The following is a 14,208-nucleotide window of genomic DNA, read 5'->3' as shown; positions in this document are numbered from 1 at the left end:
AAATGAGTAGAACTGAAAGAGATACATTAATTAAACAAGCTATAGAAAACTTAAAAAATAAAGACGTTTTTAATTTACCTGAAATTATGGAAAGAAATGAAAAAGGTTCCTGAAAAAGAATGCAAGAATGCATGAAAAACTTATCTAAATTATAATTTATTCATAACTAAAGAAAAGATCTCCAATATTTAATTATTGGAGATTTTATTATAAAATTGCAAAAAATGTATATCATAATTTAAATAACTTTTGAAAAATATCAAGTAAAAAGCTTAAATGAAAAACCTAAAATTCCTAAAACAAGGAACAATCGGTTAGTTTTGGTTTTTAACTGGGAAACAAAAAAGTAAGTAAGAGAAATTTACACAAAATTTCTTATATTTCCAGAATTAAATTAAAAAAGTCTTGAAAAAGAATTAGGATGTATGTAACTTGTATAAGTGTTAATTAATAAAATAAAAAAAACACACATTTCCCCGACAGGAAGAGTGTTTTCGGCTAAAAATAGCAGTTACCTATTGTTTTTATAGTGCCTAGTATAGGTGGAGGGTTGGGTCCAAATCACTTACTTACATTCTATCAGAAAATTTCTTGATTTTTATACAATAGTATAAAATTCTTTCAGATTTTTGATTATTTACCACAAAATTAACAAAAATTGAAATAGGGACGTATATATTATTTTCTATTTCTTTTAATACAAAACTAATTTTTCTTTTCTTATCAAAGTTAAAATTAATAAAAGAATCTCCATTTACTTTGAAAAAAGCATATTTAAACCATTCTAATTTAATCTCTTTAGTTTCTATAAAAAAATTCATAATCATAAAAAATGAAATAAATCTTATAATTAAATATTCAAAATCTACTTTTTTTATTTCTTTCCTACGTTTTGCTATATTATATTGTTCTTGTATCTTATCCAAACCTGTTTCTAAAATTATTTTTAATAAATTTTGAATATTATGATTTTTCAGTTTTAAAAACTTTTCAAAATAGTGCATACCAATTAAGTGTGGTATGTTGTTATATTTAATGATAATATACCTTTCTTTTCCATTGTCTAAAACTTTAAGATATATTTCAATTTCCTTTAAATCATCAATATTATTAATATTTTGCTTTAAAAGATTTGTTTTATATTTTTCACTTTCTACTTTTAGTTGTTCACTTAATTGGTATAAATTACCTTTCATTTTAACCTTATATTTTCTTTTGTTTTTTAATTAACATGAATAAAAAAATTAGCCATTATCCCCGACCGGAAAGCTAATTTTCAGTTCTATACCGTATTGTTTTTATAGTGCCTGGTATGGGTGGGGGGTTCGGGCCCAAATCACTTACTTATATTCTATCATTAAAATTCACTATTTTTATAAAAAATATTAAAATTTCCCAAAAATAAGGGTCAGTCAGTTAGTTTTAGTTTTAACTGGAAAATTAAAAAAGCAGATAAGAGAATTTTAAAAATATCTTACACTTACACTTCAAACACTTCCCCTGCACTACTTTTTCTACTACTTATTTAATTTATAAATTCTATTTTTATTAGAACCTTCTTTTATTAATAATTTTTCTTCAATCATTTTAGTTATTATTTCATTTGCTCTTGAATATTTTATTTTTAATATTTTTTCTACTTCGCTAGTTTTAAAAAAATCTTTGTTTTTAGCATAATTAATAATTAATTGATACTGTTTTTCTTTTTTATTAATTTTTATTTTTTTATCTCCGGTTTCTGTGCTTATCTCCGGTGTTTTGTCAGATTTATCTCCGGTTTGTTGATTTATCTCCGGTGTTTTGTCAGATTTATCTCCGGTTTGTTGATTTATCTCCGGTTTTATTAAGTTTTTGTTTTTTTGTTTATAATCAATTTTAAAATTTAGATTTTTTGTATTTTCCTTATATTCTTCTATTTCAAAACCTTCAATATTTTGTTTATAATTTAAATTTTTTAAAATCACAGTAAATCTTCTATTATCTGATTTAAATTCCGGTTTTAACTTTTGACTATAATTTTCTTCTTTTTGGTAATAATCAAATATTTTGAGTAAACCACTACCACGTCTTTCCATTAAATTTAATCTACTAAAAAGATCGGCAATAATTGGATTTCTTCTTTCAGAATTGATTTCTTCAATATTTTCTTCTTGTATTAATTTACCATTATACATTCCACCAGGTGAAGAAATTTCCATTCTATCATCAAAAATGTTTATAGTTACTTCAGCTCCTTTAATTGAATAATCTCTATGAATTAAAGCATTAACCAAAACTTCTTGGATTACCTTCATAGGATAATCAGGATAATTTTTACGACCAAAATCTATCTTTTTTCACATATTTTTGGAATTTCTGGAAATGAATTTAATTCCAGAATCTAATAAATATAATAAATTACCACTAAATTCTTCATCGTCTAAAGCTTCTGCAAGTGAATGTGTTTTTGTTAATCCATTTCATCTGGTTGCAAAAATTCTTGAATGTCTTACTATTTGACCATCTGCTAATAGTGCTCCACTATTATTTAAATAATTATCATTTGAAACTAATCCAAAGGATTTAAAGTCTTTTAATGTAAGTTTATGTTCTGTAATTTGATAATAAAATGAAATTAAATAACTAAAGGAAGAAACATCATAGCTGATATTGGTTTTAAAACTATCTCAAGTTTCATTAGAACCTTGAAGAATTAAAGTTTTTAAATCGTTTCCCTTTATGACTACACTTTGATTTCCTATTCTTCTATAAGCAAGGTAACTACCGCCTTTATTTAGATAATAAGGAGTTTGCTGACCTTTTTTTACATCTAAAACTATAAATTTTTTGTCTTGTTCTTCATAAATCTTTAAATCAAAAGATGGAAGTGGTTCCATAACATCTTTTATGACGCTACTAATATAATCAGAGTCTTTGTAAATATCTGTTAATCCCACTAATTTATCACTTTTATCTTCTATACCAAAAAAGATTTTTCCACCGTTTGTATTAGCAAAAGCACTTACTGTTTTTAATCAACTATAGAAATCCTTTTTTTCTATTTTTTCTTTTTTTTCATATTCAGTTGTTTCTCCAAGATATTTATCTAATTTCATTTTTATCCTTTTCTTTTATACATATTAATATTATATTACATTGTTTAATAAAATATTTTTAAATAATAAAACATTACTTTACAAGATAATATTTTTTATTCAAAAAAAATTTCTACAAAAAAATTGAATACATTGCCAAAAAGTGCTATAATAATAGTATAAATACATTTTCACAATCCTAATTAATTAAGTTCAACTTAATTAATGAAAAAAACTCCATTCCCTTAAAATGGAGTTTTTATTTAAGGTTAGTGGAAAATGTATTAATTATTTTAAAATTTAATTAATATTAGAATTATAATTATTAAAATTAAAATTCGCTCCACTTTTGAACCTTTATTTTAAATACATTTTTCACCTCCTTATGTGACTAAAGTGTTAGTCACATTTTAATATTACCACAGAATTTATTTTGTTACGAAAATACGGAAAAAATTGGGATTTTTGGTTTATTTTTCCTAAAATTTTACTCTATATTTACGATAATTTTAGTTATTTTTAATTTAAAATAATTTAAAAAATAGTACCTTAAATATGACTATAAAAATCTTCATCTTTTCTTTAAAAGAATATCGCAATTTAATCTTGTTTTTCTAAAATATTCTACTAATTTTTATTTATAATTTATTTTGATTTTAGTTTTATAACATTTTACAATTTTCACAAAGTATTTATGGATATCTCGTATATCAATGTTGTTATAAATATCTAAAATTGATTTTTTCTCCTTTCTTTTTTTTATATCTAAGTCCAATACAAGGCAGGAACCTTTAATGGACAATTTGATGCAGATAGAAAAGAAGCAGAATACGAAACAACTAAAAATAAGGCAACTGAAAAATTTGAAGAAAAACAAAATACAGCTAAAACTAGAGTTGATGGTTTAACTCATTTAACTCCAACACAAAAAACAGAATATAAAAATCAAATTGATGCAACTTTAACAACTGAAAATGCAGATATTAATTCAATTAATAGAATTGTTGGTAATGCAGAAGTTAAAAACAGAGAAGCAGAAGAATTAGCAAGCGCTAAAGCATCAGCTCTTGTAGTAGCTAATAACTTAAAACCACAAAATGAAGGTGGTACAAGAGAACAGGTTGTAAAATATATTGAAGCAGCTACAAAAGTTTCAGAAGTAAATACATTAAAACAAAATGCACAAACTTTAATTGACAATTCTAGAAAAGCAGCAAAAACTAAAGTCCTTAAACTAAGGGGGTTGGATGAAGGTAATGATCAAACTTATGATAGATACAATACCAAATTAACAGAAGCTGGTAATAATCAACTAAAACTAGATAGACTTAAAGATGAAGCTGAACATAAATTTAACACTGTAGCAAGTGTTACTGAAGGTAAAATTAATGGATTACCAGATGGTGAAGACAAAAACAATTTAGTAAGAAAATGACAACAAATGTTAAATGGACCTGCTGATGATAAAACAATTACTAAGGTAAAAGAAATTGATGCTGAAGTAACAGCAGTAATTAACAAAATCGACAGAGAAAGAGAACTTCCTTCACTTAAACAATATATAGATATGTTACTAGATGGAAATGCTATTAAAAATAATGCCAACGAATTCTATAATAATGCAATTAAACCTAATTCAACTGCAACAGGAAAAGATGTTAGAGATGTTAAAGGTCAAATAACTAATGAATTAGAAAGATTAAATAGAGAAGCTCAAACATATATAACTAATAAATTAGCTGGTGATACTAGTGGAACAAAAGAAACTTTAATTGCAGAACTTAATGGACATGTATTAAGTCAAGCTGATATTAAAGCTAAAAAAGCAAGAGCAGATGAAATATTTAATACCAAAAAAGAAGAAGTATTAGTATTTGCTGAAAAATTAAGCGAACAAAACAAACAAAATACTATTGATAAAGTAAATGGTACTTCTGATGGATCAGTACAACCAGCAGCAAGCATTGAAAGATTGGAACAAATTTTAGCTCAAGCAAAAACATTAAAACAAGAAGAAGATGAAACTAAAATACAACCTGCTTATAATGCTGCTAATAATTTTATTAAGAAAATAAAAATGAGTCTTCAAGATAGTAAAGGAAATTTTGATTATACATATTATAATAAAGGTGTTGCATTAGAACAAAGACTAAAAAGAGCAAAAAGTGAGCAAAATCTCGAAGAATTACAACATATTAAAGAAGATGCAGAAAAAATATGAAATCCTATTAAAGATGAAGTAATTGCTCAAGCTTTAAATATTCAAAATTCTATTAAAAGAGAGGAAAGAATTAATCAAATTAATAATGCATATAATATTAGTGAATTGACACAACAAATTAATTATACTAAAAATGATGTAACAAATGAAAACAAGCAATATGCTGCTTTAAGACAACCGGCAAGAGATGCAATCGCTAAACTTAATGGAGATGAAGCAGATAAAGATAGATTAACAAAACTATTAGATTCAACAATTGATAGTAGTGAAATAGAAAGAATTAAAAATGAAGCAGAAAAAATCTTTAATGATAAATTAATTGCTGTTAAAGCAAAAATTACTAATAAAAATGATTATAGTCAAGATCAAAAAACTGCTAAATATAATGAATTAAATAGTAAAACAGATATTGAAGGAATTATAAGTGTTGAAAAAGCAGTTGATTCATATAATCCAACAAACGTTCCTTTAACAAACGAAAAACAAGCAATTATAGACAGAATGTATACTCAAGGAATAACTCCACCAAGCGGTTCTTCTTCTTCTTCTTCTTCTGTAATATCTTATGCTTTACGTCCACAAGAAATTGAAACTTATATCAATAGAGTTAAAGAAGCTTCAACAATTGAAGAAGCTAATGCTATTGAACTTGAATATGCACTTAATTCAGTATTTGATACAAGAAGACTTACACATCTTAAAAATAAAGTTACAAGCGATATTAATGCTAAATTAAGTAGTAATCAAGTTGATAATTGACGTAGTTATTGAAGAACAGATATTTTACCAGCACCATCTATTAATGAACTTGGTAAAAAATATGTTAACTATAGACAAAATAATAATATAGGTAAACCAGGAAATCAATCAAGTGAAGAGTTTAGAAAAGATTTATTAAGAGATTGACATAAATGAGCCCAAGAACCTGCAATTGAATGAGCAAAAGGACTTGTTAAACAATCTACTAATATGACAATAGAAAGAAAATACACTGCACTCAATGAATTAAGTCAAGTAACATCATTATTTGACTTCACAGATTGATTGAGTAAAAATCATCCTTATGACAATATTATCCCTAATTCACTTCCACAAAATACAAATATTAGATTCTACGATGGACAAAATTATACAGAATTGAAATAATATCCAAAAACACAGAATAAATCTGTGTTTTTCTTTATTTATATATTAATAAATATTAAATAATTAAAGAGTTATAGATTTCTATACTAGGGGTTTTTAAATATTTTGTTTAATATATAAGTAATAATATTTATATCTTTATTTAAGTAAAAATAAGTATTAATAATTTATATACTAATATTTTAATTTAAAATGCTATAATTATATAAAATAATATAATATTTAGGTGATAAAATGAGTAAAGAAGAAAGAAATTCATTAATAAAAAAAGCAATAGACAATTTAAAAAATAAAGATATTAATGAATTACCACAAATAATGGAAAGAAATGAAAAAGGTTCCTGAAAAAGAATGCAAGAATGCATGAAAAACTTATCTAAATTATAATTTATTTATAACTAAAGAAACATCTCCAATATTTAATTATTGGAGATGTTTATTATGAAATTGCAAAACAAAAAAGAGTATGCAAAAATGTATATAATAGCTTAAATAACTGTTTAAAAATAGCAAGTAAAAACCTTAAATAAAAAAACAAAAATCCCTAAAATAAGGGATAATTGGTTACTTTTTGTTTTTAACTGGGAAATTAAAAAGTAATCAAGAGAAATTTACACAAAATATCTTACACTTCCGAAAAACATCTCAACAATTTGCTGAGACGTTATAAAATAATGTTAAGTTTTTGTGTTCGTGTTTATTTCTCCTTTAAAACCATTATCTAACAACATATTAATATTTTTAGCATAAATATTAAGTCAAACTGGGAAAGACGGGAAAAAATATTTGAATTTTTACTTTATAAAAAATAATGAAATATTTTAAAAAAAATGTTATAATTTAAGTACATAGATTTTAAGAATTCAATTAAGAATAGAATGAAAAAACCTCCAACTGCAATTGGAGATTTTTATTTTTTTAATTTTCCTTGAATGAATTTCTTTAAACTATTTTATATTTTAAGAACTATTATTAAAATTATAATTAGTTTTAAAAATTTCATAGATTTTCAGAATTCAATCAAGGAAAATATGAATATTTTTCTTATTCATAATTTAATTATACTTTTAAAACAGAAATTTTTAGTTTATTTTTATAAAATATTAATCTAAAAACTATATAATTATAAATAAAGAGGTGAAAAATGACTAATGAAGAAAGAACAAAAATTATTAATGATTATATAATGAGATTGAAAGAAGAAGGAATTGATAATTTACCTGAAATTATGGAAAGAAATGAAAAAGGTTCCTGAAAAAGAATGCAAGAATTCATGAAAAATTTATCTAAACTCTAATTAAAATAAAATAAAAGCACAATTTTTGTGCTGTTTTCTATATAAAAAAATTAGCCATTATCCCCGACCGGAAAGCTAATTTTCAGTTCTATACCGTATTGTTTTTATAGTGCCTAGTATAGGTGGAGGGTGCGGGTCCAAATCACTTAATTATATTCTATCATTAAAATTCACTATTTTTATAAAAAAATTTAACATAATTACTTCTTTAATTTCTTAAAATTAAGACTTAAAAAAGTTTATATTATAATTTAAATAAAACAGGAAAAACTAAAAATCACTAAAACAAGGTAAAATAAGTTAGTTTTAGTTTTTAACTAGCAAATTCAGGAAAATTTATAGTAATAAAAGTAAATATGTTAAATGCTAACTTTTATTACTCTATTTTAAATTCACTTGCTTATTTTTAATTAAAATCCTAAAATAAGGAGTTTTGCCATTAATAACTAAATCTTTATTATCATCCCCTTTTCTAAATTTAATAATTTCAAATTGATTAGGATTAAATTTATGCAAAAATGTTAAAGGTACACCCATATGACCTTTATAATCATAAGGAATATCTTTTGTTTTGTTAATATTAATAGCATTATAATTATCATATTTTGGATAATCTTGTTTATTTTCTAAATAAGATTTTTCTAGTAATAAATTTTCATTTCTTTTATAATTGCTTAAATTAGTTAATCATAAACAATTATTTGCAGAAATTATCTTATTTCCTTCTTTATCAATTTTAACTTCTGTTCCATAAAGTTCATAATAGTTAGGAACAATAAAACCTGAAATCGCTCTTGCAAAATTTATTCCAAGTCATATTTTATTTTCTTGGATAAGACTAAAAATTTCTTTATAAGTTATTGCATTAATATTAGCAATAACTAAGAACTTTTTATTATATTCTTGCATTAAATTTATAAATTTTCTAAATAAAGAAAAAGGAGGATTAGTTACAATAATATCACTTTGCTTTAATAATTCAATGCTTTCTTTACTATTAAAATCACCATCATTTTTAAAAAAAGTAACTTCTTTGATATTTGGAAATTTATTTTGATTATTTTTATTTTCATATACATAATAATAACCTTTATCATTTTCTTTATAGCAAGCTGCTATTAATTTTTTAAGACCTAATTCTTTAAAGTTTTGAACAAAAAATTTATAAAAATTACTTAAAAGTGGATCATCAGTATTACAAAAAACAACTTTGTTTTTAAAGTGTTTTTTATAATACTGTAGTTCATTTTCTATATCTTTATAGATTGTATAAAATTCATCGTTTTTATTCTTTTTTGCTTTTCTTAAAAAATCATTTTCATTTTTTCGCATTTTTTATCCTTGTAATTTTAAAATTCTTAAAGAAGTAAGTGCTATTTTTAGCATAATTGAATACATTTCTTTATAACTTCAGTTGTTAGTATCTCCTTTTGTATAAATTGAAGGAGATTGAAGCATAATATAATAATTTTTATGTTTGATAAATTTATTTTGAACTAAATTTTGATTAAAAGGCATTCCAAAATTTGCTGCTGTTAATTTATCTAATCTATTTATTTTTCCAGATCTAAAATTTAAAGTTACTTTAGTTCTATTTGGTTTTTTTATAAAAACATTTTTTGTTAAGAAATTTGAGCCTTCAAGAAAAATCACATAAGGAAAATGTTTTTCTTTTAACATATAATTAGATATTTCTTTAATGTTTTTATATGCTCTTTCAATAGCATTTCCTGCAAACATTAAATCTTGATTTTTGCTTTTACCTACTAATTTACCTAAATGTATATTATTTACATCCTTTCCTTGAAATTTTGCTTCTGAAACTAAGATAATTTTTCACTCTAAATTAAAGTCTTGTACTTCTAAAATACCTCCATCAGGTTTTATTTTAGAATTTAGAACAAATAATGTTGTTCCAAAATTAGTGCTTATGTTTTGAAGATAATTATTTATTTCTTCTTTAGTTATATATTTTCTAAATCTAAACTTAAGTCTAGGATATTCTTTTTCTAATTTTTCTTTAATTTCTAAAGTAATATTTTTCATAAAAGAATCGTTCTTTTGAGCCTCTTTGCTAAAAATCCCTTTTACTCCTTTAGATTTTTTGTGCTGTTTTGATAATCTATTTGATTGATTGTTTTTCATTTTTCTCCTTTTTATCATTTTAAAATAAAAGGGAGAATAAATTTTCTTATTTTTATTTATTTTTCCTATTTTATAAAACTAAAATATTTCATTTGCTAAATATTGCTTCTAATATATTTATTAATTAAAATATTATAGTTTTATTAATATTTAAATTATATTCTAAAAAAAGAAAATACAGGAATTTTCCTGTATTTAATTTGTTTATTAATTAATTTCAGTTCAATTATGTCCGTCATAGAATCTAATAGTACTGTTTTGTGGAATTGAATTTGGAATATTATTATCTGCATTATGTGCAACTTGTAATCAATCAGTTAAATCAAATAATGAATAAATTAATACTAATTTATCAATTAATTCATATTTTTTATTTCAATCTAAATTAGAATTTAAGACTAATCCTTTTGCTCATTCAACACCTGGTTCTTGTGCTCATTTATGTCATTCTCTTAATAAGTCTTGACGATGATTTTCTGATGTTGAACCACCAATAGCATTAGTATTTACATATTGAACAAAGTTTCTTCCAAGTTGTTTGATTGATGTTTCATTTTCCAATGTATTTTTAAAGTAATTGTATCAATTTGTGAATTTATTACTATCATTTGAAACTTTTGGTGTTACATAGTTACGAATTTGTTGTTTTAATGTAACAATTCTTCTTGTATCAAAGAATGTTGTTTGAATGTATTCTTTTTCGATTCTATTTACTTCATCAACTGAAGTTGCATTTCTAACTCTTGCACTAAATGTTTCTATTTGTTCTTGTGTTAGTATATATATAGAAGAAGAAGAAGAAGAAGGCGCTCCAGCAACAGTAGATTCTCCTTTTTGTTTCATTCTTTGAATTGCTTCTTCTTTTGCATCTCTAATTGGGTCACCAACATATGAATAGTTGTCTACTTCATGTTCAATAGTATTCAAGTTTTCAATTGTTTGAGCATCTTTAATTCTTTGTCCTAATCTGTCTCTTTCATCTTGTCTTGTGATTTTTGGATTACCTGTAACTTTTCCTTGAACTTGAACTTTTTTGTATGCAATAATTTGTCTTGCTCTTTCTTCTATTTGATCGTATTGTTCTTGAGTTGTTGCTTCATCAAGTTCTTTAGTTAATTTCTCTTTATTGTAAGCATCACCTTCAAGCTTAATAATCATTGCTCTAGCATTTGATTTTTGAGATTCTAATCTTTCTCTTTCTTTATCACGTAAATCGACTGCTTGATTTTTAGCATTTTCTATATCTAACATACTTGAAGTTGGATCATTAATTTTATTCAAGTTAGTAGTTTTAGTAGAAGCAGAATCTGGAATTTCACGGTTAGCTTGTAATGCTTCTGTTTTGAGTTTATTATACATACCTTCTGCTAAATCCTTAATTTGCTTAATTCTAGCAATAGGTGTATTTGGATTATCAAGTTCTTTTCTTCAAATTTTACCGTATTGTTGATCTCAATTTGTAAATGAAGCATTAGTAAATTTATCTACAAATGGATTTGCTTGATTAATATAATCTTGTCTTTTTGCATTTTCTTCTTCAGTTAACTTTCTATTTGCTTCATCAATAGCATTTTGAATATCTTGCACTGTTCTAGCATTAGCTTTAGCAGTATTAATTGCTTCTATATGAGCTGTTTGTGTTAATTTTTCTTTAATTAAGTTAAGTTCTGTAACTTTATTAAATGCTTCATCAGCTCTTTGTTTAATATCTTCAATATTTTGTTCAGTTATATTTGGTGAATTTAATTGATTAGATAGCTCAGTTTTCAAGTTTGGTGTTTCATTACCAAATTTATCACTAATATAAGTTTTAGCTTCATCTCTTAATCTAATTAATGCATCTGTTATACGACCTTTAGCTTTTCTAATTTGACCTGTCGATGAATTTTCACCATTAATTATTTTGCTTTCAGTTGTTTTTAGACTATTACCATCTTTAAGTTTTGCTAATTCTCTTAGTGCAAATTCTTTTTCTTGATTATATTGACTAAGTGCAGTTTCTGCTCTTTGTTTAATACCTTTTAATTTACCTACTTTATTATTTGTTTCTTTTAAGGTACCTTTTGTACCTAATTCAGTTATGAAAGGTTTTTTCTCTGCATCATTTGGTAAGTTATTAATTGCAGTTTGTACACTATCAAAAATATTATCATAAGCAATTGTCATATTAGTTATAAGTGTATCTAATGCTTTCTCTGTTGTAGTTTCTTTTAAAATATTATCAACTTTAGCAGCTTCAACATCATAATATGCTTTAGTTTGATTACCACCTTCATCTAAACCAATTAATGTATCAAGTTTATTTTGTACTTCATCAATTTTAGGTTGAATAATACCTTTTACTTGTTCTTTTAATTTTTCTACTTCTGTTTTATCAGATTGATTATTAATTGCATCTACAAATTCTTCTTTTCTACCATCATCATTTCTTGGTTTTAATTTATTAGCAATAGAGATAGCTTCTAATTTAGCTTGTGCTAATTCTTCTGCAGTAGTATTTTCAGCTCTTGCATTACCTAAAATAGTATCAATAGATGAAATATCATTGTTTTCATTTTCATTAGTTAAAGTAGAATTAATTTGATTTTTATAATCTGTTTTTTGTGCTTCACTTAAATAACTTAATCCTTCAATAGTAGTTTTAGCTGCATCTTGTTTTTCTTTAAATTTCTTAGTTGCTTCAGTTACTGTTGTTTCATATTGTTCTTCTGTTCTACCATCATCAGATTGTCCATTAAAGGTTCCTATTTTGAAAGATTTAAGAAATTATAGAAAGAGAGAAATAAAAATGAACATATGAAAATTAAACGAAGTCTTATTAGAAAGAGCAATTGGTAATTATAGACGTTTAATAAGAGAAAATAAAGTAGTTGCAGAAGAAAATTGAGAAAAAAAAGTAAATAGTGCTTTAAATGAGGTTGACTATTTATGACCAAAAGCAGCAAACGAGAAAATGATTAAAATAATGAAAGAAATAGAAAAAATTAGTTTTTATAAATGACTTAATTGAAATCATAAACAAACAATAAAACTAATGATGCTAGGAGGACTTGGGTGCCCAAGCCTTCAACAAAAAACAATGGAATTATTACCAGCATTAATTGAAGCAGCAGAAACAAACGATATTCAACCTATTATAGAAATGTATATTTCAGTTAATTTTGGTGATTTATATATTTTATTAGAAACAGAACAAGGAGAAAAATAAAAAAGAACACAGAACAATTATATAAATGACTATATAACGAAGCAGTAGAGACTTATAAATATTTAGTAGATAATTCTAAATATATGACTGCAGAAGACAATTGACAAGAAAAATTAGAGCAAGAAGGACTGAACTATTTATGACAAAAAGCAGCAAACGAGAAAATGCTTAAAGTAATGAAAGAAATAGAAAGTTCTAGTTTATATAAAAGAAAGTTAGATTTTGACGAAAAAAGACTAATAGAAGTAATGCTCCTAGCAGGTATAGGTGACCAAGAAAGACAAAAAACAATGGAATTATTACCTACCTTATTTAAGCAAGTAGGGTATGAGAAGTTCGACTCCATTATAAGTATGTATGTTGCTGTTAATTTTGACTTAAATATTGTAATAACTAATAATTTTTAAGATTATAAAATTAACCCCTTATTCGACAATAGCGAAGAGCAGTTAGTTTTTAAATATAGAGACCAAATCGACAAGAAGAGTTGGAAGAATGTAAAATATGATACAAAAACAACATACTCAATACCAATAACAGAGACAAAAGGAAAACTGGTAAGTTCATTACCTTACGGGCACTTTAAAATTATTTCAATACCCCAATTAGAGCAAATAACAAAGAAACCTTACCTTTCCTTAATAATAGAAAAATAGTAAAAATAAAAAAAGTAGCACAAACTACTTTTAAAGTGGGACAATTTATTGGGACACATTTTACCAGTGATATCACTGGTAAAATTTTTTTACTTTGAAATTCAAGAATTTCAAATTTCATTTGGGGTTTTTCAATTTAAAATTGATTGTGGTCTTTCTTCATTATATCAATTTATATAATTATTAATCATTTCTTTTAAATTATTAAAAGTTAAATTTTTAATTTTAATGTGTGATAAACATTCGCTCTTTATATTAGAAAAGAAATATTCAATTTCTCTATTATCTAATGAATTACCAACTCTTGACATTGAAATTATTCCATTATTTTTTTCAATAATTTCTACAAATTTATTAGAAGAATAAACGCTTCCATGATCAGTATGCATAATTCATTTTTCATTAAAACTTAAATCTTTATTATGTTCTATAACCAAATTTAAATCATTATTTCTTGATAA

General features: G+C 24.1%; 12 protein-coding genes and 1 pseudogene. 6 read left to right on the top strand and 7 right to left on the bottom strand.

All coding sequences use genetic code 4. The features are described from left to right. Positions 1 to 2 precede the first annotated feature (2 nt). The gene (locus ACR34G_RS02325) at positions 3 to 155 is read left to right on the top strand and encodes a hypothetical protein (RefSeq protein ID WP_436358355.1); all 153 of its coding nucleotides are present in this window, start codon (positions 3 to 5) and stop codon (positions 153 to 155) included. A gap of 414 nt (positions 156 to 569) precedes the next feature. Here ACR34G_RS02325 and ACR34G_RS02320 read toward each other — a convergent pair whose 3' ends face one another. Beyond that, on the bottom strand, positions 570 to 1,196 hold the full coding sequence (locus ACR34G_RS02320; RefSeq protein ID WP_436358354.1) for a hypothetical protein: 627 nt from the start codon (positions 1,194 to 1,196) through the stop codon (positions 570 to 572). 321 nt (positions 1,197 to 1,517) lie between these two features. Continuing rightward, positions 1,518 to 3,095, bottom strand: coding sequence for an ATP-binding protein (locus ACR34G_RS02315; protein WP_436358353.1), 1,578 nt, complete (start codon positions 3,093 to 3,095; stop codon positions 1,518 to 1,520). A 1,222-nt stretch (positions 3,096 to 4,317) separates the two neighbouring features. On the opposite strand from ACR34G_RS02315, the gene ACR34G_RS02310 reads away from it, so the two are divergent. The 3 genes from ACR34G_RS02310 to ACR34G_RS02300 all read left to right on the top strand — a co-directional run bounded on the left by ACR34G_RS02310 (position 4,318) and on the right by ACR34G_RS02300 (position 7,738). After that, positions 4,318 to 6,441: a hypothetical protein gene (locus ACR34G_RS02310; protein ID WP_436358352.1), complete on the top strand. Its 2,124-nt coding sequence runs from the start codon at positions 4,318 to 4,320 to the stop codon at positions 6,439 to 6,441. 234 nt (positions 6,442 to 6,675) lie between these two features. Further along, positions 6,676 to 6,828: a hypothetical protein gene (locus tag ACR34G_RS02305; protein ID WP_436358351.1), complete on the top strand. Its 153-nt coding sequence runs from the start codon at positions 6,676 to 6,678 to the stop codon at positions 6,826 to 6,828. A gap of 757 nt (positions 6,829 to 7,585) precedes the next feature. Then, on the top strand, positions 7,586 to 7,738 hold the full coding sequence (locus ACR34G_RS02300) for a hypothetical protein (protein ID WP_436358350.1): 153 nt from the start codon (positions 7,586 to 7,588) through the stop codon (positions 7,736 to 7,738). Between the two features lie 381 nt (positions 7,739 to 8,119). On the opposite strand, the gene ACR34G_RS02295 is transcribed toward ACR34G_RS02300, so the two are convergent. The 4 genes and pseudogenes from ACR34G_RS02295 to ACR34G_RS02280 form a co-directional block, all read right to left on the bottom strand. Next, positions 8,120 to 9,070, bottom strand: coding sequence for an adenine-specific methyltransferase EcoRI family protein (locus ACR34G_RS02295; protein ID WP_436358349.1), 951 nt, complete (start codon positions 9,068 to 9,070; stop codon positions 8,120 to 8,122). A gap of 3 nt (positions 9,071 to 9,073) precedes the next feature. Next, positions 9,074 to 9,883 carry an EcoRI family type II restriction endonuclease gene (locus ACR34G_RS02290; protein ID WP_436358348.1) on the bottom strand — a complete coding sequence of 270 codons (810 nt, stop codon included), beginning with the start codon at positions 9,881 to 9,883 and terminating at the stop codon, positions 9,074 to 9,076. 207 nt (positions 9,884 to 10,090) lie between these two features. Beyond that, positions 10,091 to 12,049, bottom strand: coding sequence for a hypothetical protein (locus tag ACR34G_RS02285; RefSeq protein ID WP_436358347.1), 1,959 nt, complete (start codon positions 12,047 to 12,049; stop codon positions 10,091 to 10,093). A gap of 408 nt (positions 12,050 to 12,457) precedes the next feature. Next, positions 12,458 to 12,631, bottom strand: a pseudogene (locus ACR34G_RS02280) (hypothetical protein); the annotation flags it as partial. 40 nt (positions 12,632 to 12,671) lie between these two features. Here ACR34G_RS02280 and ACR34G_RS02275 point away from each other — a divergent pair. Together ACR34G_RS02275 and ACR34G_RS02270 are read left to right on the top strand one after the other, a co-directional pair. Continuing rightward, positions 12,672 to 13,091, top strand: a complete 420-nt coding sequence (locus ACR34G_RS02275; RefSeq protein WP_436358346.1) for a hypothetical protein — start codon at positions 12,672 to 12,674, stop codon at positions 13,089 to 13,091. 83 nt (positions 13,092 to 13,174) lie between these two features. After that, positions 13,175 to 13,498: a hypothetical protein gene (locus tag ACR34G_RS02270; RefSeq protein WP_436358345.1), complete on the top strand. Its 324-nt coding sequence runs from the start codon at positions 13,175 to 13,177 to the stop codon at positions 13,496 to 13,498. Positions 13,499 to 13,836: 338 nt separating this feature from the next. Here ACR34G_RS02270 and ACR34G_RS02265 read toward each other — a convergent pair whose 3' ends face one another. Further along, positions 13,837 to 14,184 (bottom strand): transposase, encoded by a 348-nt coding sequence (locus ACR34G_RS02265; protein ID WP_436358344.1) that lies wholly within the window; start codon positions 14,182 to 14,184, stop codon positions 13,837 to 13,839. Positions 14,185 to 14,208 lie beyond the last annotated feature (24 nt).

This window comes from Mycoplasma sp. 480, from assembly GCF_051353065.1.
GTDB lineage: Bacteria > Bacillota_I > Bacilli_A > Mycoplasmatales > Metamycoplasmataceae > Mesomycoplasma_A.
The sequence above is the reverse complement of the archived record's forward strand: the minus strand, read 5'-3'. Positions and strand labels throughout refer to the sequence as shown.